Annotated in this window: 20 protein-coding genes; 13 read left to right on the top strand and 7 right to left on the bottom strand. The window is 59.0% G+C overall.

The annotated features are described in order from the left end of the window. Nucleotides 1-42: 42 nt before the first annotated feature. From rpsM to ACRZ9X_RS18785, 13 genes are all read left to right on the top strand, one after another. On the top strand, nucleotides 43-411 hold the full coding sequence (gene rpsM / locus ACRZ9X_RS18845) for a 30S ribosomal protein S13 (RefSeq protein WP_008757392.1): 369 nt from the start codon (nucleotides 43-45) through the stop codon (nucleotides 409-411). Between the two features lie 15 nt (nucleotides 412-426). Beyond that, nucleotides 427-816, top strand: a complete 390-nt coding sequence (gene rpsK, locus ACRZ9X_RS18840) for a 30S ribosomal protein S11 (protein WP_008757289.1) — start codon at nucleotides 427-429, stop codon at nucleotides 814-816. 115 nt (nucleotides 817-931) lie between these two features. Then, nucleotides 932-1,948, top strand: coding sequence for a DNA-directed RNA polymerase subunit alpha (locus ACRZ9X_RS18835; protein WP_480521635.1), 1,017 nt, complete (start codon nucleotides 932-934; stop codon nucleotides 1,946-1,948). 118 nt (nucleotides 1,949-2,066) lie between these two features. After that, nucleotides 2,067-2,486 carry a 50S ribosomal protein L17 gene (rplQ, locus tag ACRZ9X_RS18830; RefSeq protein ID WP_480521634.1) on the top strand — a complete coding sequence of 140 codons (420 nt, stop codon included), beginning with the start codon at nucleotides 2,067-2,069 and terminating at the stop codon, nucleotides 2,484-2,486. Between the two features lie 132 nt (nucleotides 2,487-2,618). After that, nucleotides 2,619-4,004, top strand: coding sequence for a trypsin-like peptidase domain-containing protein (locus tag ACRZ9X_RS18825; protein ID WP_480521633.1), 1,386 nt, complete (start codon nucleotides 2,619-2,621; stop codon nucleotides 4,002-4,004). A 3-nt stretch (nucleotides 4,005-4,007) separates the two neighbouring features. Further along, nucleotides 4,008-5,321, top strand: a complete 1,314-nt coding sequence (locus tag ACRZ9X_RS18820) for a replication-associated recombination protein A (protein WP_480521632.1) — start codon at nucleotides 4,008-4,010, stop codon at nucleotides 5,319-5,321. A gap of 109 nt (nucleotides 5,322-5,430) precedes the next feature. Further along, nucleotides 5,431-6,474 carry an RluA family pseudouridine synthase gene (locus ACRZ9X_RS18815; protein ID WP_480521631.1) on the top strand — a complete coding sequence of 348 codons (1,044 nt, stop codon included), beginning with the start codon at nucleotides 5,431-5,433 and terminating at the stop codon, nucleotides 6,472-6,474. After that, complete coding sequence (locus tag ACRZ9X_RS18810) at nucleotides 6,471-7,142, top strand: HAD-IA family hydrolase (protein WP_480521630.1); 672 nt, start codon at nucleotides 6,471-6,473, stop codon at nucleotides 7,140-7,142. Before ACRZ9X_RS18815 ends, ACRZ9X_RS18810 begins: the two co-directional genes overlap by 4 nt. 4 nt (nucleotides 7,143-7,146) lie before the next feature. Continuing rightward, on the top strand, nucleotides 7,147-7,854 hold the full coding sequence (locus ACRZ9X_RS18805; RefSeq protein WP_480521629.1) for an ATP12 family chaperone protein: 708 nt from the start codon (nucleotides 7,147-7,149) through the stop codon (nucleotides 7,852-7,854). A gap of 208 nt (nucleotides 7,855-8,062) precedes the next feature. Further along, complete coding sequence (locus ACRZ9X_RS18800) at nucleotides 8,063-9,082, top strand: amino acid ABC transporter substrate-binding protein (protein ID WP_480521628.1); 1,020 nt, start codon at nucleotides 8,063-8,065, stop codon at nucleotides 9,080-9,082. Between the two features lie 126 nt (nucleotides 9,083-9,208). Further along, nucleotides 9,209-10,441 (top strand): amino acid ABC transporter permease, encoded by a 1,233-nt coding sequence (locus ACRZ9X_RS18795; RefSeq protein ID WP_480521627.1) that lies wholly within the window; start codon nucleotides 9,209-9,211, stop codon nucleotides 10,439-10,441. A gap of 3 nt (nucleotides 10,442-10,444) precedes the next feature. Beyond that, the gene (locus tag ACRZ9X_RS18790) at nucleotides 10,445-11,743 is read left to right on the top strand and encodes an amino acid ABC transporter permease (RefSeq protein ID WP_480521626.1); all 1,299 of its coding nucleotides are present in this window, start codon (nucleotides 10,445-10,447) and stop codon (nucleotides 11,741-11,743) included. Nucleotides 11,744-11,755: 12 nt separating this feature from the next. Further along, nucleotides 11,756-12,547 (top strand): amino acid ABC transporter ATP-binding protein, encoded by a 792-nt coding sequence (locus tag ACRZ9X_RS18785; protein ID WP_480521625.1) that lies wholly within the window; start codon nucleotides 11,756-11,758, stop codon nucleotides 12,545-12,547. Between the two features lie 48 nt (nucleotides 12,548-12,595). Here ACRZ9X_RS18785 and ACRZ9X_RS18780 read toward each other — a convergent pair whose 3' ends face one another. The 7 genes from ACRZ9X_RS18780 to ACRZ9X_RS18750 all read right to left on the bottom strand — a co-directional run bounded on the left by ACRZ9X_RS18780 (nucleotide 12,596) and on the right by ACRZ9X_RS18750 (nucleotide 19,593). Continuing rightward, the gene (locus tag ACRZ9X_RS18780) at nucleotides 12,596-13,093 is read right to left on the bottom strand and encodes a SixA phosphatase family protein (RefSeq protein ID WP_480521624.1); all 498 of its coding nucleotides are present in this window, start codon (nucleotides 13,091-13,093) and stop codon (nucleotides 12,596-12,598) included. Next, entirely contained in the window at nucleotides 13,090-13,770 is a 681-nt protein-coding gene (locus ACRZ9X_RS18775; RefSeq protein ID WP_480521623.1) for a ferredoxin, read from the bottom strand. The genes ACRZ9X_RS18780 and ACRZ9X_RS18775 overlap by 4 nt, the downstream gene beginning before the upstream one ends. A gap of 19 nt (nucleotides 13,771-13,789) precedes the next feature. Further along, the gene (argB, locus tag ACRZ9X_RS18770; protein ID WP_480521622.1) at nucleotides 13,790-14,653 is read right to left on the bottom strand and encodes an acetylglutamate kinase; all 864 of its coding nucleotides are present in this window, start codon (nucleotides 14,651-14,653) and stop codon (nucleotides 13,790-13,792) included. Between the two features lie 59 nt (nucleotides 14,654-14,712). Further along, nucleotides 14,713-15,366: a ribosome biogenesis GTP-binding protein YihA/YsxC gene (yihA, locus tag ACRZ9X_RS18765; protein WP_480521621.1), complete on the bottom strand. Its 654-nt coding sequence runs from the start codon at nucleotides 15,364-15,366 to the stop codon at nucleotides 14,713-14,715. Next, nucleotides 15,363-16,100, bottom strand: a complete 738-nt coding sequence (locus tag ACRZ9X_RS18760; RefSeq protein WP_480521620.1) for an MOSC domain-containing protein — start codon at nucleotides 16,098-16,100, stop codon at nucleotides 15,363-15,365. The genes yihA and ACRZ9X_RS18760 overlap by 4 nt, the downstream gene beginning before the upstream one ends. Beyond that, complete coding sequence (yidC, locus tag ACRZ9X_RS18755) at nucleotides 16,097-17,926, bottom strand: membrane protein insertase YidC (protein WP_480521619.1); 1,830 nt, start codon at nucleotides 17,924-17,926, stop codon at nucleotides 16,097-16,099. The genes ACRZ9X_RS18760 and yidC overlap by 4 nt, the downstream gene beginning before the upstream one ends. Nucleotides 17,927-18,051: 125 nt before the next feature. Further along, nucleotides 18,052-19,593 carry a putative bifunctional diguanylate cyclase/phosphodiesterase gene (locus ACRZ9X_RS18750; protein WP_480521618.1) on the bottom strand — a complete coding sequence of 514 codons (1,542 nt, stop codon included), beginning with the start codon at nucleotides 19,591-19,593 and terminating at the stop codon, nucleotides 18,052-18,054. Nucleotides 19,594-19,654: the final 61 nt, after the last annotated feature.

The following is a 19,654-nucleotide window of genomic DNA, read 5'->3' as shown; positions in this document are numbered from 1 at the left end:
GGTTCCGGAGCTACGGAACCGCAACGAAAAGGAAAGTGACACGTGGCACGTATTGCCGGCGTAAACATCCCGACTGCAAAGCGGGTACCTATCGCCCTCACATATATCACCGGTATCGGAAACACTTCGGCCAAAGCGATCTGCGAAGCCGTAGGCATTGAAGCGCACCGTCGCGTCAACGAACTGTCCGACGCCGAAGTTCTGGCCATCCGTGAACACATCGACGCGAACTTCACCGTTGAAGGTGATCTGCGTCGTGAAGTTCAGATGAACGTCAAGCGTCTGATGGACCTGGGCTGCTATCGCGGTCTGCGTCACCGCCGCAACCTGCCGGTTCGCGGTCAGCGCACCCACACCAATGCTCGTACCCGCAAAGGCCCCGCAAAGGCCATCGCTGGTAAGAAGAAATAAGGGAGGGTCTGACAGATGGCACGTGACAAGACTCGCGTTAAGCGCAAAGAGCGCAAGAACATCGCATCGGGCGTTGCCCATGTGAATTCGACCTTCAACAACACAAAGATCCTGATCTCGGACGTACAGGGCAACGCCATCTCGTGGTCGTCTGCCGGTACCATGGGCTTCAAGGGTTCGCGGAAATCGACGCCTTATGCGGCTCAGATGGCTGCAGAAGACGCAGGCAAGAAGGCGCAGGAACATGGCGTCAAGACGCTGGAAGTCGAAGTTCAGGGCCCCGGTTCGGGTCGTGAATCGGCTCTGCGCGCGCTGGCTGCCGTGGGCTTCAACATCACGTCGATCCGCGACGTGACCCCGATCGCTCACAACGGCTGCCGCCCGCCGAAGCGCCGCCGCGTCTAAGCGAATTCGAATTTGGCTGGGGCCCGTGTTTTTGCACGGCCCCAGCACGTCATTTTGAACCTCGGGCGTCTGCACCTTGTTGGTCATGGGGCGCGGACAGGAATGGAGGGATTACATGATCCACAAGAATTGGGCAGAATTGATCAAGCCGACCCAACTGGACGGCAAGCCGGGCAACGACCCTGCGCGTCAGGCAACTCTGGTCGCTGAACCGCTGGAGCGTGGCTTTGGTTTGACCCTGGGCAACGCGCTGCGTCGCGTTCTGATGAGCAGCCTGCAAGGCGCGGCCATCACCAGCGTTCAGATCGACAACGTCCTGCACGAGTTCTCCTCGGTCGCGGGCGTTCGTGAAGACGTCACCGACATCATCCTGAACCTCAAAGGCGTATCGCTGCGCATGGAAGTCGAAGGCCCCAAGCGCCTGTCGATCAATGCCAAAGGCCCCGCAGTTGTCACCGCTGGCGACATCAGCGAAAGCGCCGGTATCGAGGTTCTGAACCGCGATCACGTCATCTGCCACCTGGACGATGGTGCCGACCTGTTCATGGAACTGACCGTCAACACCGGCAAGGGTTACGTCTCGGCTGAGAAGAACAAGCCCGAAGACGCACCCATTGGCCTGATCCCGATCGACGCGATCTATTCGCCGGTCAAAAAGGTTGCGTATGACGTTCAGCCGACCCGTGAAGGTCAGGTTCTGGACTATGACAAGCTGACTCTGAAAATCGACACCGACGGTTCGATCACGCCGGAAGACGCGCTGGCCTATGCCGCGCGTATCCTGCAGGATCAGCTGTCGATCTTCGTCAACTTTGACGAGCCGGAATCGGCTGGCCGTCAGGACGAAGACGATGGTCTGGAGTTCAACCCGCTGCTGCTGAAGAAAGTCGACGAGCTGGAACTGTCGGTCCGTTCGGCAAACTGCCTGAAGAACGACAACATCGTTTACATCGGCGACCTGATCCAGAAGACCGAAGCCGAGATGCTGCGCACTCCGAACTTCGGCCGCAAGTCGCTGAACGAGATCAAAGAAGTGCTGTCCGGCATGGGTCTGCACCTCGGCATGGATGTCGAGGACTGGCCGCCCGACAACATCGAAGATCTGGCGAAGAAATTCGAAGACGCGTTCTAAGCGCGTCTTCCCCAATGCCCGGAATTCCGGGGACGAAATGGGCACTTCCGCCCCAAGGAGAGCCGGTGACACGCATCGCCGGCCAGACAAAGCAAAAACGCAAGATAGGAATTGAAAAATGCGTCACGCACGTGGTTACCGCCGCCTGAACCGTACTCATGAGCACCGCAAGGCGCTGTTTGCGAACATGGCTGGCTCGCTCATCGAACATGAGCAGATCAAAACAACTTTGCCCAAGGCAAAAGAGCTGCGCCCGATCATCGAAAAGCTGGTCACTCTGGGCAAGCGCGGCGACTTGCACGCCCGCCGTCAGGCCGCAGCACAGCTGAAAGAAGACAAAGACGTCGCCAAGCTGTTCGAAGTTCTTGGCCCCCGCTATGCCGAGCGTCAGGGCGGTTATGTCCGCATCCTGAAAGCTGGCTTTCGCTATGGTGACATGGCCCCGATGGCGATCATCGAATTCGTGGATCGGGACGCCGACGCCAAAGGCGCGGCCGACAAGGCCCGTGTTGCCGCCGAAGAGGCCGCAGAAGAATAAGATCAGGCATATTGCCGATCAGAAACCTCCGTTCGGGCAACCGGGCGGAGGTTTTTCTTTTGCCGCATCGCCTGCTTGCAATCGGGTGGCGCGGCCCGCATATCTGGGCTGATCCAAATCCCCGGAGGCCCCATGATACGCGCCTTTCTGATCCTGATTTTTTTCGCACTCGCGACCCAAGGCAGCGCCCAGACGCGAGTGCCGCAGTCGCAAGCCGAAATCAGCCTCGGCTTCGCCCCGGTGGTCAAACAGGCCTCGCCTGCCGTGGTGAATATCTATGCCAAGATCGTGCGCGAGGGGCGGGCTAATCCGCTGTTTTCAGACCCGTTCTTTCAGGATTTCTTTGGTCGAGGGTTTAACGAACCGCGAAAGCGCGTGCAAAACTCGTTGGGGTCGGGGGTGATCCTTTCGGCAGATGGCTATGTGGTTTCGAATTATCATGTGGTCGGTACGGCCACCGAAATCCGTGTGGTGACGACGGACCGGCGCGAATACTCGGCACAGGTGGTGCTTGGGGACAAGGAAAGCGATATTGCGATCCTGCGGATGGAAGAGGCCGAAGACCTGCCGTTTCTGACGCTGCGCGACTCGGATCATGTTGAAGTGGGCGAACTGGCGCTGGCCATCGGCAATCCGTTTGGCGTGGGCCAGACTGTGTCGTCGGGCATCATTTCAGGGCTGGCGCGCACTGGGACGGCGACCGGCAACGCGCGCGGGTATTTCATTCAGACGGACGCGGCGATCAATCCGGGGAATTCGGGCGGTGCTCTGATCGATGTGAACGGTGATCTGATCGGCATCAACACCTCGATCCTGACGCGTTCGGGCGGCTCAAACGGAATCGGGTTTGCCATCCCGGCCAATCTGGTGGCCGAGTTTCTGCGGCAGGCGCAGGCGGGCAATGACAGTTTCATCAGCCCCTGGGCCGGTATGTCCGGCCAACACATGAGCGCGGATATCGCGGAGTCGCTTGGGCTTGTCTTTCCCATGGGGGTCGTGATCTCCAACCTGCATCCGCTCAGCCCTTTGACAGCGGCGGGCCTGCGGGTCGGGGACGTGGTGACGCATGTGGATGGGGATGAGGTGAATTCGCCCGCCGAGATGAAATTCCGAATGTCCATCGCGGGCGTTGGCGGGACCTCGGTCCTGACCCGGTTGCGCGGAGATGACAGCGCGGATGTCGATGTGGCGCTGATCAGGGCTCCGGACACGCCCGCTGCGGATGAGACGATTTTGGATGACCGTACCGTAATGCCGGGGTTGGCTGTATCGCGGATCAATCCTGCAGTGATCCTCAAGTTGCAGCTGTCCTTGTCGCAGACCGGTGTCGTTGTGGTGGATGCCGGGCGCTATGGCGGTCGATCCGGGTTACGTGTCGGCGATGTTGTCAGCCGCATCAATGGGGCCGAGATCAGCGATCCCGCGGATGTGGTCGACGCCCTGACAAACCCGGGGCGCAGTCTTCAGTTTGACCTGCAACGCAAAGGGCGGTCTGTATCATTGCGGTTCAGGTTGTGATCCTTGGCTGATCTTTTCGATACCGGCGCATCCCAGCCAGCCGCTGCACCGCACCGTCCCCTGGCGGATCGGCTACGGCCGCAAGCGCTGTCCGAGGTGATCGGGCAGGCACAGGTTCTGGGACCGGATGCACCTTTGGGCGTGATGCTGGCCTCGGGCAGCTTGTCGAGCCTGATTTTCTGGGGGCCGCCGGGGGTGGGAAAGACGACCATCGCGCGTCTTCTGGCGCAAGAGACGGACCTGCATTTCGTCCAGATCAGCGCGATTTTTACTGGTGTTCCCGATCTGAAGAAGGTGTTCGAGGCGGCGAAAATCCGGCGTCAGAACGGGCAGGGGACTCTGCTGTTTGTGGATGAGATTCACCGCTTCAACAAGGCGCAGCAGGACGGGTTCCTGCCGCATATGGAGGATGGTACCATCCTTCTGGTGGGGGCCACCACGGAAAACCCTTCGTTCGAGTTGAACGCGGCTCTGCTCAGCCGGTCGCAGGTGCTGGTGCTGGAACGGCTCAGCCTTGATGACCTGGAGCGTCTGACCCAACGCGCTGAGACAGAGCTTGAGCAGACTCTGCATTTGACGACAGCAGCACGTGAGGCCCTGCAGGAGATGGCGGATGGTGACGGGCGCGCTCTGCTTAACCTGATCGAACAGGTGGTGGCCTGGACCGTCAAAGACCCGCTGGGCCCGGACGACCTGTCGACACGTCTGATGCGACGCGCCGCAAAATACGACAAGTCGGGTGAGGAGCATTACAACCTGATCTCGGCGCTGCATAAATCGGTGCGGGGATCTGACCCGGATGCGGCGCTTTATTGGTTTGCGCGGATGTTAACCGGCGGGGAAGACCCGCGCTTTCTGGCGCGCCGCCTGACCCGCATGGCGGTCGAAGATATCGGTTTGGCGGACCCGCAGGCGCAGGCGATTTGCCTGCAGGGTTGGGAAACCTACGAACGGTTGGGATCGCCCGAGGGCGAACTGGCGCTGGCGCAGGCGGTTGTGTATCTGGCATTGGCTCCGAAATCGAACGGGGCCTATGTGGGGTATAAAGCGGCGATGAAGCTGGCCAAGCAGTCAGGCAGTGAACCCCCGCCCAAGCATATCCTGAACGCCCCGACATCGCTTATGAAAGATCACGGATATGGCGCAGGCTATGCTTATGATCACGACGCTGAAGATGGGTTTTCCGGTCAGAATTATTTTCCCGATGGGATGAAACGGCCCGATCTTTATCAGCCGGTGGAACGTGGGTTCGAGCGTGAGTTGAAAAAGCGGCTGGAGTATTTTGCCAAACTTCGCGCGCAGCGGAACCGGCAGTAAGGTCGGCTTGACTCTTGCAGTCGGGCACGCCACAGACGCGCATGTTTTCAAAGGCACTTACTCGGACGCGATGCGCAGGGTCCACCTGTGTGGCGCGGAGGATATCGATATGAGCGGCGTACAGATGATCACCGTGGCAGACGGGGACGGAGACCAGCGGGTGGACCGCTGGCTGCGCCGTCTGTTCCCGCATGTCAGCCAGGGCCGTATCGAAAAGATGTGCCGAAAGGGTGAATTGCGGGTGGATGGCGGCCGGGTGAAAGCCGCGACCCGGCTTGAGGCCGGTCAGGTTGTGCGGGTGCCCCCTTTGCCCAATGCCGATCACAAACCCGCAGAGATGACACGTCGCGTCTCGGATGCGGATGCGAAGATGATCCGGTCCTGCGTGATCTATCGCGATGACCACGTTCTGGCGCTGAACAAACCGCATGGCCTGCCGGTTCAGGGCGGCAGCGGCCAGACGCGCCATGTGGACGGATTGTCCGACGCTTTGCGGTTCGGGTACGAGGAAAACCCGCGTCTGGTGCATCGCCTCGACAAGGATACATCTGGTGTTCTGCTGATGGCCCGCACGCGCGAGGCCGCCAAGGGGCTGACCGCAGCTTTCCGGCACCGGGACACGCGCAAGATTTACTGGGCATTGGTCGCGGGCGTCCCGACCCCTTATCTGGGCGAGATCAAGACCGGTCTGGTCAAAGCCAGTGGTCACGGCAAGCAGGGCGAGGGCGAAAAGATGATCGCCCTGCACCTGAACGAGATCGATGAGACGCCGGGAGCCAAGCGGGCACATACGCTCTATGCCACGCTGTACCGTGTTGCAGGTCGTGCCGCCTGGGTCGCGATGGAGCCGATCACTGGCCGGACGCATCAGTTGCGGGCTCATATGGCCGCGATCGGGCATCCGATTGTGGGCGACGGCAAATATGGCGGTTCGGGACAAGAGAACCTTGGCGATGGCTGGGGCGCGCAATTGGGCGGCATCATCAGTAAAAAGCTGCATCTGCATGCGCGTCAGGCCTCGTTCCAGCACCCAGTGACGCGCAAGACAATCACAGTCACCGCACCTCTGCCCGATCATATGAAACACAGCTGGGACACGTTTGGCTGGACGGAAGATCTGGCCACAGATGACCCGTTCGAGGCTTTGCAATGAGCGCACCCCTGCGTCTGGTGCTGTTCGATGTTGACGGCACTCTGGTCGACAGCCAGGGCAGCATTGTCGCGGCAATGACGGCCGGTTTCGACGCGCTTTCCCTGCCGGTGCCCGACCGCAAAGCCATTTTGTCCATCGTTGGTTTGTCTCTGCCCAAGGCCATGTCGCAGCTTGCGCCCGACCGGTCTGAGGCGGATCAGTCCAGACTGGTCGAGGCATATAAACAGGCCTACCACGCCCAACGTCTGCAGGACGGGGTTACCAGCTCTCCGCTTTATCCCGGCGCGCGTCAGACGATTGAGGCGCTGCATGCCATACCCGAAGTGCTGTTGGGCGTGGCCACCGGCAAATCGCAGCGCGGGCTGGATGCGCTGATTGAAGGTCATGGGCTGGAGCGGTATTTCATCACACGTCAGGTCGCTGATCATCATCCGTCGAAGCCGCATCCATCGATGATTGAAGCAGCGCGCAACGAAACCGGCGTGGATGCTGCGCAAACTGCCATGATCGGCGATACCCGGTTTGACATGGAGATGGCAGCCGCCGCCGGTGTGGCGGGAATCGGCGTGACCTGGGGGTATCATCCGCGTTCAGCACTGGACGCGGCGACGACCATTATCGAATCCTTTGATCAGCTGCACGGCGCGCTTGGCGACATCTGGACCTGAACATATGAGTGAATGGAAACCGAAACGATTTTGGACTGAAAGCACCGTTGTTGAAACCGATGGGGGCTATACCGTCGCACTGGACGGTCGTCTGGTAAAAACACCGGCCAAGGCGGATCTGATTGTCCCAAGCCGGGCCATGGCACAGGAAATTGCCGCCGAATGGGACGCACAACAAGAGGTGGTTGATCCAGTTGTGATGCCCTTCACGCGTTCGGCCAATGCCGCAATCGACAAGGTGCGTCATCAGCACGCCGAGGTTGCGGATATGCTGGCCGACTATGGAGATTCGGATTTGTTGTGCTATCGCGCAACGCATCCACAGGAGTTGCAGCAACGGCAGGCTGACCAATGGGACCCGGCTTTGGAATGGGCGGCCGAGGTGTTGTCGGCGCGTTTGCTGCCTGTTGCAGGTGTTTTGCACCAGCCACAACCAAAGGCAGCGCTGGCTTTGCTCAGAAAACGGGTCCATGCGCTCAACGATTTCCAGATGGCCGCCTTTCACGATCTGGTCAGCTTGTCTGGATCTTTGATCCTGGGATTTGCCGCCGCCCAAAACTGGCGCACAGCTGATGAAATCTGGCGCATTTCCAGATTGGACGAACTTTGGCAGATTGAACAATGGGGCCATGACGACGAAGCCCACGCTGCTGCCGAGGTCAAACACGCAGCGTTTCTGCACGCCAAACGATTCTTTGACATCTCGGTTTGAGCCTTACTTACGGCTTTTTCAAAACTTGGCACGGTGATCTGCCAGCAGACTCATCGTTTTCGCTGATCCGGCCCTTGACGTTTGTTTATGAATGCGACCAAACTCAAGCCCACTAAAGGGGAGACACCTTTGGGGTAACCTTTCCGGTGCCAAAGGTGCCGGACAGAACCGCCTCTGGACAGGGGTGGACAATCAGGAAGAGGTAAAAATGAAAAAATCCGTAATCTTGGGCGTGGCAACGATTGCTGGCCTGGCTGCTGGCGCGGCTGCGGCGGGGACTGTTGACGATGTCAAAGCACGCGGCAAGCTGAACTGCGGTGTGACCACTGGTCTGGTCGGCTTTGCTGCACCCGACGCCAATGGCGAATGGCAAGGCTTTGATGTCTCGCTGTGCCGCGCTGTTGCAGCTGCCGTTCTGGGCGACGCAAACGCAGTTGAATTTGTACCGACCACCGGTAAGACCCGCTTTACCGCGCTTGCATCCGGCGAAATCGACATGCTGGCCCGCAACACCACCTGGACCTTCAGCCGCGACGTCGACCTGAAGTTCGAATTCACCGGCATCAACTACTATGATGGTCAGGGTTTCCTGGCACCTAAGGCCTTGGGTGTAAGCTCGGCCAAGGAACTGGACGGGGCAACCGTCTGTGTTCAGACCGGTACCACAACCGAGCTGAACCTGGCGGATTTCTTCCGCTCGAACAACATCAGCTATGAGCCGGTTCCGGTGGAGACCAATGCCGAAGGGCAGCAGCAGTATCTGGCCGGTGCCTGTGACGTCTATACCACCGACGCGTCCGGTCTGGCTGCCACCCGTGCCACTTTTGAGAACCCGGGCGATCACGTCATTCTGCCCGAAATCATCTCGAAAGAGCCGCTGGGCCCGCTGGTCCGTCACGGCGACCATGAATGGGGTGATGTTGTCCGCTGGACCCTGAACGCACTTGTTGCGGCAGAAGAGCTGGGCGTAACATCGGTGAACCTGGAAGAAATGTCCGGAAACGCTGATGCCAATCCTGAGATCAAGCGTCTTTTGGGTGCTGAAGGCACGCTGGGCGAAATGCTGGGTCTGGATGCCGACTGGGCCGCGCGTGCGATCGCCGCGGATGGCAACTATGGTGAAATCTTCGCGAAGAACATCGGTGAAGAGACCCCGATTGGTCTTGCGCGCGGTCTGAACGCGCAATGGACCGATGGCGGTCTTCTGTACGCGCCTCCGTTCCGCTAAGACATCCAAAGAAGAGGGCGCGGCTTACCCCGCGCCCTCTTTCTCATCATAATGCTGCGGATAGCTCATGAGCGGGGAAAACCTCGCCGGTAACGAAGCGTCCGAAAAGCACGGGGATTCCAAAATATGTCAACTATGACTGACCCACCGAAAGCTGACTTTCGGTTGTCTATGCTCATAAACGACACCCGCTATCGTTCACTGACATTCCAAGTGATTGCGGCCGTCGTTATTGCGCTTTCCATCTGGTATCTTGGCAACAACCTGATCCAGAACCTCAGAGCCGCCGGTCTTAACATTTCCTACACCTTTCTGGGTGATCCCGCCGGGTACGATATCAACCAGGTTCTGATTGACTACGACAGCCAGTCGTCGCATGCGCGCGCTGCTGTCGTTGGGCTTCTGAATACTCTGCTGGTGGCGTTTCTCGCTTGCATCACCGCCACGTTTTTCGGAGTGATCGCGGGCGTATTGCGTCTGTCGAACAACTGGCTCGTTTCGAAACTGATGTCGGTGTATGTCGAGATTTTCCGGAATATTCCGGTACTGATCTGGATCATTATCATTTTCACCATCATGACGGCTGTGATGCCGGCTCCGAGCGAATTCCGGGGCGACAATCCGAAGTCAAGCATGGTTCTGGATCTTTTCGCTTTTACCAACCGTGGTGTGTATATTCCGCGGCCGGACTTCGCCAACGGGTTCTTCAGCTCGACATTCCTGAACTGGATCGTGGTTCTTGCAGTGCTTGTCGGGTCTTGGTTCGTCTCGAAAGAAATCGAAAAACGAGCCACGCAGAAGCAAGAGGAAACGGGCGAACGTCCGAAAACCATGTTGCCCAAATTGGCTGTTTGGCTGGGCCCCCTTGTCATCGTGATGTTCCTGATGGGGCTGACTTGGAATATTCCCGAACTGAAAGGCTTTAACTTCAGCGGCGGGATCAAGGTTGGCGGTCCGCTGATTGCACTATGGTTTGCGTTGTCGATCTATACCGGCGCGTTTATCGCGGAAAACGTGCGGGCGGGTATTCAGGCGATCAGCAAAGGTCAGACCGAGGCTGCTGCTGCGCTGGGTCTTCGTCCCGGGCGGATCATGAACCTTGTGATCCTGCCTCAGGCCCTGCGGGTGATCATCCCGCCCCTGATCTCACAGTACCTGAACATCACCAAGAACTCGTCTCTGGCGATTGCGGTGGGCTATGCTGACATCACTGCGACCCTGGGTGGTATCACGCTGAACCAGACCGGTCGCGCGATCGAATGTGTTCTGTTGCTGATGCTGTTTTATCTGACAGCCTCGCTGCTGATCTCGATGGTGATGAACGTCTATAACGCGTCCGTCAAGTTGAAGGAGCGCTGAGCCATGGCTGATCAAACAACCAATCCGATCGCATTCGTGGCCGATGGCACCATCCCGCCGTCTCCGCCACCTGCAAATGAAACGGGTATCGTCAAATGGCTGCGCGAGAACCTGTTCTCGGGCGTGACAAACACGATCCTGACCCTTGCCTCGCTGGTGCTGATCTACCTCATTCTGAAGAACACCTTACCGTGGATTCTGAATGGGGTTTGGAATGCGAACTCTCTGGCGGAATGCCGTGAGATTCTCGCGGGCAAGACCGGCGCGTGTTTCGCGGTTCTAACGGAACGCTGGCCGCAGCTGATCTATGGGTTCAAATACCCGGTCGATGCCTATTGGCGCCCCAATCTGGCCTTTGTGCTGATGCTTGTTGCGATTGCACCGGTCCTGTTCTTTGACCTGCCGCGCAAACTGCTGATTTTTACAGCACTCTATCCCTTTGTCGCCTTCTGGCTGATTTGGGGCGGCACGATCTTTGTGCCCATCGTTGCGTTGCTTGGCTGTGTTGCAGCCGGTGCTGTTTTCCAGAAATTCGGCAAGAACAGTTTTGCTGCCGGGTTCTTTGGGGCCATCATCGTTGCGCTGGTTGTCTGGAAGCTTGGCGGTGCCTTGATCCCCGAGAATGCGTCCGAAAGCGCATGGCTTTCCGCTGTTCCCAGCCGCGATCTGGGGGGCTTCATGCTCAACATGATGCTGGGGCTGACCTGCGTGTCACTGTCTGTGCCGTTAGGCATTGCATTGGCGCTGGGCCGTCAGTCGAACATGCCGCTGATCAAATGGGTTTGTGTCATCTTCATCGAATTCATCCGTGGCGTGCCTCTGATCACGCTGCTGTTCGTGGCTTCGGTGATGTTGTCGTACTTCTTCCCGCCCGACAGCACGGTCGATCTGTTCCTGCGCGTTGTGATCATGATCACCATGTTCTCGGCCGCCTATATCGCCGAGGTGATCCGCGGCGGTCTGGCAGCGCTTCCACGTGGACAGTACGAGGCAGCAGATAGTCTGGGCCTGGATTACCCGCAGGCGATGCGTCTGATCATCCTGCCGCAGGCTCTGAAGATCTCGATCCCGGGTATCGTGAACGTGGCCGTGGGCCTGTTCAAGGACACCACACTGGTTTCGGTCATCTCGATGTTCGATCTGGTGGGCATGATCCGGGGCCCCATCCTGGCGTCAACCGAATGGAACGGCGTCTATTGGGAGCTTTTGGGCTTTGCCGCGCTTCTGTTCTTCGTCGTCTGTTACGGCATTTCTCAATATTCCCAGTGGCTCGAGCGTCGTCTTGCCACGGATCACCATTAAGGAGTTCAACATATGTCTGAACTTGCAGTAGAACGCGATATCGACCGCTCGAAGATGCAGGTGAGCGACGAGGTCGCCATCGAAATCAACGGCATGAACAAGTGGTACGGATCTTTCCACGTGCTGCGTGACATCAATCTCACCGTCAATCAAGGCGAGCGGATCGTGATCGCGGGGCCCTCAGGATCGGGCAAGTCCACCCTGATCCGCTGCCTGAATGCGCTGGAAGAACACCAGCAGGGCACGATCGTGGTGGACGGGACCGAGTTGTCGAATGACCTCAAGAACATCGACAAGATCCGCTCCGAGGTTGGCATGGTGTTCCAGCACTTCAACCTGTTCCCGCATCTGACCATTCTGGAAAACTGCACGCTGGCCCCGATCTGGGTGCGCAAGACGCCCAAGAAAGAGGCCGAAGAGCGCGCGATGCATTTTCTTGAAAAGGTGAAAATCCCGGATCAGGCGCTGAAATATCCCGGCCAGCTTTCGGGTGGTCAGCAGCAGCGTGTGGCGATTGCCCGCTCGCTCTGCATGATGCCGCGGATCATGTTATTCGATGAACCGACCTCGGCTCTGGACCCCGAGATGATCAAAGAGGTGCTCGACACCATGATCGAACTGGCCGAGGAAGGCATGACCATGCTGTGCGTGACGCACGAGATGGGCTTTGCCCGTCAGGTCGCCAACCGCGTGATCTTTATGGATGCCGGTCAGATCGTGGAACAGAACGAACCCGAAGAGTTCTTCAACAACCCGCAAAGCGAGCGCACCAAACTGTTCCTCAGCCAGATTCTGGGGCACTGAACCGGACTGACATTGGCATGGAAGGGGCGGGAGTTTTCTCGCCTTTTTCTATTCCAGTAACTCGCGTGGAATAGCGAAGCCCTGAACCTCACCGCTGCGCCATTCCAAGCCCGCCCAATCCGTGATGTCGAACTGGATCACCGTGGTCGCGCAGGTCGGGTAGTCAAAGAACCGGTCATGGTCCGGGGCCTGCCGCACCAGGCGTTCGGCAAAATCGGCAATGCCGGGGTTGTGCCCCAGCATCAGAACAGTCTGCCCGGTGGCCTGCCTCAGCTGCGTCAGCATGGCCTGAGCACTCGCATGGTACAGGCTTGGGTGAAACGAGACCTTTTCGGCCTGTAACCCCATTCGATCCCATGTCTCGCGCGTGCGCGCAGATGTCGAGCTTTGCACCTCATCCGGCAGCCAGTCATGTTCACGCAGCCACGCCCCGATTGCGGTGGCCGATTTGCGCCCACGCTTGGTCAGCGGCCGATCATGATCTGCAAGTGCGGGATCATCCCAACTGGATTTCGCGTGGCGGGTCAGGATCAGAGTGCGGGTCATGACGGGTGGAAGGCCCTCATATGGTGGGCGGATTGATCCGGGTCACGTTGGGCCCCGATGCTGAGAGGGCAGGCCAAACGCGCCAGACAGCCGCCGGTCATGCAGGTTTGCCCCTCATCCGTATCGAGATGACCGTGGCAGGCGGCCACATCATAAAAACTGTGCGTATTGAGGGCACCGACCGGACAGGCCGCGGTACAGGGGGCCGGGCAGGTGGTGCAGGGCGATGCGGCTGTGGCCTCGGGCACTGCGAATTCTTCGGTGAAGTGCAGCGCGCCACGATAGGAAATCAGCATCCCCACGGTATCATGCACCAGCGCGCCCACGGGGCTGCTGAACGCCCGCCCGGATTTCAGCGCCCAGTCGATGAAGGGCGCATAGGGCGGCCCGCCAAAGGGGAAATGCGCCTGCGCGCCCAGCTCTAGCGCCATCTGTTCAATCACGCGGGTCGACCATCGGTCCACCGGATCAGGCCCACCCCATTCCGGTGCGGCTTTCAGCACTGGCCAGAATGCGCCAGCGGTGCCCAGCAGGATCAGGGTGCCGCTATCCAACTGCCTGGTTTCGGTCGTTCGGGGATGCACAGCCCCCATAACGATCAGGCCGACAGACTGAGCCGCTTGTTCAACGCGAGCGAATTCGGGGCTTGGGTTTGCTGGGGTGTTCGTTTGATCCATGCCACGCCCTCCGCGCCAGTCAGTCGGGTCGGATCAGCGAACCCGCACCGTGCTCGGTAAACAATTCCAGCAGCACGGCATTAGGCGCACGCCCATCGAGGATCACAACCGCTCTCACACCGCTGTGCAGGGCATCCAGCGCGGTTTCCGTCTTGGGGATCATGCCACCCGCGATGGTGCCTTCCAGCGTCATCTCGCGGATTTGCCCGGCTTTCAGCTCGGTCACCACTTCCCCTGCAGCATTCTTGACACCCGACACATCGGTCAGCAGCAGCAGGCGATCCGCCTTCAATGCCGAGGCAATCGCCCCCGCAGCCGTGTCGCCATTGACGTTGAACGTCTCTCCATCCCGGCCAGCACCCAAGGGCGCGATCACCGGGATCACGTCGTGCGAGAACAAGTCATGCAGCACCTTGGGGTTCATCTGCGACGGAGAGCCCACAAACCCCAGCGACGGATCGGTCTGGTCGCAGATCATCAGGTTCGCATCCTTGCCCGACAGTCCTACAGCAGACCCACCCTGACCGTTGATCGCCTGCACGATGCGCTTGTTCACAAGGCCGGACAGGACCATCTCGACCACTTCAACGGTGGCTTTGTCGGTCACGCGCTTTCCGCCCACAAATTCGGACTGGATATCCAGCTTGTCCAACATCGCGTTGATCATCGGACCCCCGCCATGAACCACCACCGGGTTCACCCCCACCTGACGCATCAGCACCACGTCGCGGGCAAAGCTCTCCATCGCTTCGTCGCTGCCCATGGCGTGCCCGCCCAGCTTGATGACGACAATCGCGCCATCGTAGCGCTGCAGATAAGGCAACGCGCTGTTGAGTGTGGCTGCGGTGGCGATCCAGTCCCGGTTCATGTCTCGTGTCTTCATGGCTAAGTCCCTCTGGCCCACCGTGTTAGGGCCTTTGAGCGGTGCTGCCAAGGGCCAGGTTACTCCAGATGCGCGATGATCGCGCGCAGGGTTGGAATGCCATCCCCTTTTTCGGAGGATGTCAGCACGATCTCGGGGAAGGCCGCGGGGTGTTTCGACAGTGCCCCGCGCACCTGATCCAGCACCTTGTCGCGATCCTTGGCCTTGACCTTGTCGGCCTTGGTCAGCACGACCTGAAAGGTCACGGCGCTGGTGTCCAGCAGCTTCATGATCTCGGCATCGACCGGCTTTACCCCATGGCGCGCATCGATCAGGACGAAGGCGCGGCGCAGGGTCTGACGGCCGCTCAGATACTGTTTCAGCAGGCGCTGCCACTTTTCCACGACCTTGACCGGCGCGTTCGCATAGCCATAGCCGGGCAGGTCGACCAGATAGAGCTCGGGTCCCTGGGTGAAAAAGTTGATCTCTTGCGTGCGGCCTGGCGTGTTCGAGGCGCGCGCCAGCCCCCTGGTGCCGGTCAGCGCATTGATCAGGCTGGATTTGCCCACGTTTGACCGGCCTGCAAAGCAGACTTCCAGCCGATCCGGGGCGGGCAGACCATCCATGGCCACGACGCCTTTGACGAACTCGGATTCACCCGCAAACAGCTTTCGCCCGGTTTCTTTGGCCAGCGCGTCGGGGTCTTCGGCCAAGGGGAAGGGCAGCGTGGTCATAGTACCTGCACCTTGTCACCAGTTCGTACGGTTCCGCCTTCCAGCACTTCGGCATAGACACCAAAATCCTGATGGCTCCAGCTATTGAGCGCGCCCAAAGTATCCGCGTCACGCTCGCCCGTTTCGGGGCTGGCAGTCGTCGCAAGACAACGTGTGATACGCTCACGGACGTGGAACACGGCTTCGCCGATGCGGATATCGCGGTCCAGCCAGTCGAACTCTTCCCACAAAGGCAGGCCATCGAACCAGATGTTGCCGCGCCAGCGGGCGATGGACAGGTCGCGCCCCAGCTTTTGCTCAACCGCCCGGTGCGAGGCCATGTTGCACAGGCTGATCGACGGAAAATCGCTGTCCGTCATGCCGCGCCCGGGGACGCGGATAATGCGGGCCGAGGCCGCGCGGTCAGCGGGCATCAAGGGTTGGACCCAGTCCAGAAACGCATCCTGCTGGGTATCAGGCTGGAAACTCAGATCGGGTCGGTTGGGATGGTGCAGTGTGACGCTGTCGCCTTGTAGCTCTGCCGAGATTGCCATCAACTGAGGGGCCTTCGCGCCCCGACTGAAATTGGGGCAGGGCACCCATTCTGATCCATCTGCCTTGGATGCCTCATGCGCAACGGCCCAAACACGATCCCCGGGCATGGTCTGCCCGGGGGTCATGGTAACGTGATCAAGGCTTTCGCGCCCGTGACTTTTGATCGGGTGCCGCCACAGGCTGGTGACTGCGCCGCTCATTTGCCGTCTGTCTTTGGTGTTTTCTTGAAGCCGGATTTGATGTTGCCAAACACATCCGGCGTATATCCCTGGCTGCGCATGATCAGATATTGCTGCGTGAAGGTGATCGTGTTGTTCGCAATCCAGTAGACCACCAGCCCGCTGGCAAAGCTGCCCAGCATGAACATGAAGACCCACGGCATCCACGCGAAAATCATCGCCTGCGTCGGATCGGTTGGTGCCGGGTTCAGTTTTTGCTGCAACCACATCGAGATGCCCAACAGGATTGGCAGAATGCCCAGGAAAATCAGCGCGAGGAAGGTTTCGGGCTGCGGACCGGCCCAGGGTAGCAGGCCAAAGAAGTTCATGATCGACGTCGGGTCAGGCGCGCTGAGGTCCTGGAACGGACCGAACCACGGGGCCTGACGCAGTTCGATGGTGACGAAAATCACCTTGTACAGTGAGAAGAAGATCGGGATCTGCATCAAGATCGGCAAACAGCCTGCGGCCGGGTTCACCTTTTCTTTCTTGTACAGTTCCATCATCCCCTGCTGCATCTTCTGGCGGTCGTCGCCAGCGGCCTCTTTCAGGGCTTCCATCTGCGGCTGAAGTTCCTTCATCTTCGCCATCGAGACGTAGGATTTGAACGCCAGCGGGAACAGGATCGCCTTGATGATCAGGGTCAGGCCGATGATCGACCAGCCCATGTTGCCGATCAGGACATTGATGTTATGCAACAGCCAAAAGATCGGTTTGGTCAGGAAGAAAAACCAGCCCCAATCGATGCTGTCGATGAATTTCTGAACGCCGTCTGCCTGATATTCGCGAATGGCCTCCCATTCTTTGGCGCCGGCGAACAGGCGTGTGGTGACCTGCTCGGTGGCGCCCGGCGCGACGGTCAACGTCGGCAGAACCGTCTCAGTCTGGTAGATTTTCCGGCGCGAGTCATATTTGGCGGCAGCCTTGAACGCCGATCCGGGTTCGGGAATCAACGTGGTCATCCAATAGTGGTCTGTGAAGCCGATCCAGCCATCTTGCTTGACCTGATACACTTCTGCCTGCGCCCGCTCGTTGGGGTCGATATCGAAATCGCGAACATCACCATAGTCGACCTCGGTCAAAGTGCCATCGGACATGCCGATGACGCCCTCGTGCAGGATAAAAAAATTCTTCAGACCGGGCAGGTCGCCATCTTCTCCGACCCCGTGCCGGGCAAGGATGCCGTAAGGTGCCATGGCAACTTCGGACCCCGTTGCGTTTTCAACCGATTGCGTGACGGTGAACATATAGTCGGCGTCGACCTCGATCGTGCGGCGGAAGGTCAGGCCCTTGCCATTATCCCATGCCAGCGTGACCGGTGTATCCACACCCAAAGCTTCGCCTTGTTCGAGCGACCAGATTGTATTGGGGCCGGGCACGTCCTCACCAACCAGGCCCGCACCCGGAGCCCAGCCGTATAGGGCATAATAGGCGGATTCAGAGCCGACCGGCGACAGCAATTCCACGACGGGTGCGCCTTCGGCAATCGAGGTTTTGTAGTCCTTCAGAAACAGCTCATCGATCCGGCCACCAGACAGCGACAGGCTGCCCGACAGGCGCGGCGTGTCAATCTGCACACGCGGTGCCTGCGCTTCGGCCTCAACCTCTTCCGCGGCGACGGTTGCTTCGCCGACCGAACCGGTATCAGCCGCGCTGGGGGTTTGCAGCGCTTCGCCTTCTGCTGCACTGATTTCTGCCTGATCCGGCACAGGGGTTTGCTCTGGCGGTGGGAACAAAACGAACCATACGAGGATCACCAGAAAACTGAGCACGGTTGCGAGGATGAGGTTCTTGTTCTGATCGTCCATCTGGGACAGCCACCTTGAGCAGGGAAACACACCCGGTGGGTTCAACAGAGTGCAGCCCGAAAGGTCAAGTGGATTCGCCTTCGATTTGACCAGGACATGATGATCGAATGGCGGATTTAGTGTATTTATCCGGTTTTTCGCCCGATTTTCGGCGCGTTCTTGATATTGTTGCGATGCGCGGAGATCCAGTCCTGCGTTTTGTCAAATGGCATGGGTTTGCCGATGCCGAAGCCCTGGACGTGGTTACACCCCAATTGCGCCATCAATGCATGCTCGCCCGGGGATTCCACCCCTTCGGCCAGAGTTTCCAGATTCAGTCTTTCCGCCATAGTCAGAATAGCGCTGACCAGTTGCTGCTGGCCGGGGTCCTGATCCGATTTAGCAACAAATGTACGATCGATCTTCAGGCGAGACACGTTGAAACGCTTGATGGAAGCAATCGAAGCATGTCCGGTGCCAAAATCATCCAGATCAATACAACTGCCCAAACTGGCCAAGCCCGTGACGTTTCGCGTTATGACATCCTCGGGCCCGCGCGAGAATACCGTCTCGAGGATTTCAACCGCCAACCTGTCCGGGGTCAGATCGAATTGATCCAGTTCCCATTTCAGCCGGTCGATCAGGCCGGGATTTCGCAATTCGTTGGACGAAAAGTTCACGCCAATCCGAGGCACGCGTTGCCCGGCGGCCTCCCAGGCGCACATTGCCTCGAACGCGTGGTGACGCATGGCCTGACCCAGCCGGTCCATCAATTCCGCCTGTTCAGCAAAGGGAAGAAACACACCGGGCGCAAGCACACCCTTGGTCGGATGTTCCCACCGGGCCAATGCTTCGAAACCGGTGATGTCGCCAGTATCGGTCGAGATTTGGGGTTGAAACCAAGGCCGGATCTGGCCGTTGTCCAGTGCGGTTTCAAATTCCTTGCGCAGGTTGACGCGCACCATTGATCTGCGCCGTGTGTCAGAGGAATACGCGCGAATGGTGGAGGGCCCGCTTCGTTGCGCTTCGCACAAAGCCGCTGTTGCCGCATCAATCCATTCTGCAGCCTCGGTGTCAGGCAAGAGCGACTTTTGACAAAACCCGACGCAGCACGTGAGGTAGACACTGGTGCCGTTCACCATGACAGGCTCTTCAATTACGCTGTGGATGCGGCCAGCCATCTGGATACAGGCCTCAAGGTCCAGATTGGGCGACGGGGCCAGGCCGATCAGGAATTTGTTCCGTCCGATCTGGGTAAACAGGTCCTGGCTGCGGATGATCGAAAGAATGCGCTCGCCGAATTGCACTGTCAGATGATTGGCGGCGGCGTGGCCATGAAGGTCCATAACTTCCGCGTAATCATCCAGCGCTACGGCAACACAGGCGGCGTCTTCGCCCTTATGCTGCGCCGCGGTTTGCAGACCCTGCAATTCGGCTTCGAACACGTCGTTGGGGACCTGTCCACTGGGCCCAATGCCTGAACTTGTGGCGGTATATGATCGCCCGGCCCAAAGGCCCGTGATCGCTGCCGCCAGTGGCAATCCCAATGCCGTGCCCAACAACGCGACCTCGCCCCCCAGCCAAAAGGCGCCCAGACAGATCGCAGGCACAAATGCCAAGGCCTGCGGTCCTGACAGGACGACGCGCGATGTGTTCACAATACCTGCGACAGAGATTGGTTTCCGCATGGGTTCCGACGGCCTTTGACTTGGGCGGGGATCGCTCGGGTCAACCGTAGGTCAGCATTCT

It is taken from the genome of Ruegeria sp. AL1 (assembly GCF_056540905.1).
Note: the sequence above shows the minus strand (reverse complement) of the source record. Positions and strands in the feature narration are given on the sequence as shown.

Coding starts and splice junctions, on each gene's coding strand:
- rpsK (WP_008757289.1), top strand. CDS start 427: ATGGCACGTGACAAGACTCGCGTTAAGCGCAAAGAGCGCAAGAACATC.
- ACRZ9X_RS18835 (WP_480521635.1), top strand. CDS start 932: ATGATCCACAAGAATTGGGCAGAATTGATCAAGCCGACCCAACTGGAC.
- rplQ (WP_480521634.1), top strand. CDS start 2,067: ATGCGTCACGCACGTGGTTACCGCCGCCTGAACCGTACTCATGAGCAC.
- ACRZ9X_RS18825 (WP_480521633.1), top strand. CDS start 2,619: ATGATACGCGCCTTTCTGATCCTGATTTTTTTCGCACTCGCGACCCAA.
- ACRZ9X_RS18815 (WP_480521631.1), top strand. CDS start 5,431: ATGAGCGGCGTACAGATGATCACCGTGGCAGACGGGGACGGAGACCAG.
- ACRZ9X_RS18810 (WP_480521630.1), top strand. CDS start 6,471: ATGAGCGCACCCCTGCGTCTGGTGCTGTTCGATGTTGACGGCACTCTG.
- ACRZ9X_RS18805 (WP_480521629.1), top strand. CDS start 7,147: ATGAGTGAATGGAAACCGAAACGATTTTGGACTGAAAGCACCGTTGTT.
- ACRZ9X_RS18800 (WP_480521628.1), top strand. CDS start 8,063: ATGAAAAAATCCGTAATCTTGGGCGTGGCAACGATTGCTGGCCTGGCT.
- ACRZ9X_RS18795 (WP_480521627.1), top strand. CDS start 9,209: ATGTCAACTATGACTGACCCACCGAAAGCTGACTTTCGGTTGTCTATG.
- ACRZ9X_RS18790 (WP_480521626.1), top strand. CDS start 10,445: ATGGCTGATCAAACAACCAATCCGATCGCATTCGTGGCCGATGGCACC.
- ACRZ9X_RS18785 (WP_480521625.1), top strand. CDS start 11,756: ATGTCTGAACTTGCAGTAGAACGCGATATCGACCGCTCGAAGATGCAG.
- ACRZ9X_RS18780 (WP_480521624.1), bottom strand. CDS start 13,093: ATGACCCGCACTCTGATCCTGACCCGCCACGCGAAATCCAGTTGGGAT.
- ACRZ9X_RS18775 (WP_480521623.1), bottom strand. CDS start 13,770: ATGGATCAAACGAACACCCCAGCAAACCCAAGCCCCGAATTCGCTCGC.
- argB (WP_480521622.1), bottom strand. CDS start 14,653: ATGAAGACACGAGACATGAACCGGGACTGGATCGCCACCGCAGCCACA.
- yihA (WP_480521621.1), bottom strand. CDS start 15,366: ATGACCACGCTGCCCTTCCCCTTGGCCGAAGACCCCGACGCGCTGGCC.
- ACRZ9X_RS18760 (WP_480521620.1), bottom strand. CDS start 16,100: ATGAGCGGCGCAGTCACCAGCCTGTGGCGGCACCCGATCAAAAGTCAC.
- yidC (WP_480521619.1), bottom strand. CDS start 17,926: ATGGACGATCAGAACAAGAACCTCATCCTCGCAACCGTGCTCAGTTTT.
- ACRZ9X_RS18750 (WP_480521618.1), bottom strand. CDS start 19,593: ATGCGGAAACCAATCTCTGTCGCAGGTATTGTGAACACATCGCGCGTC.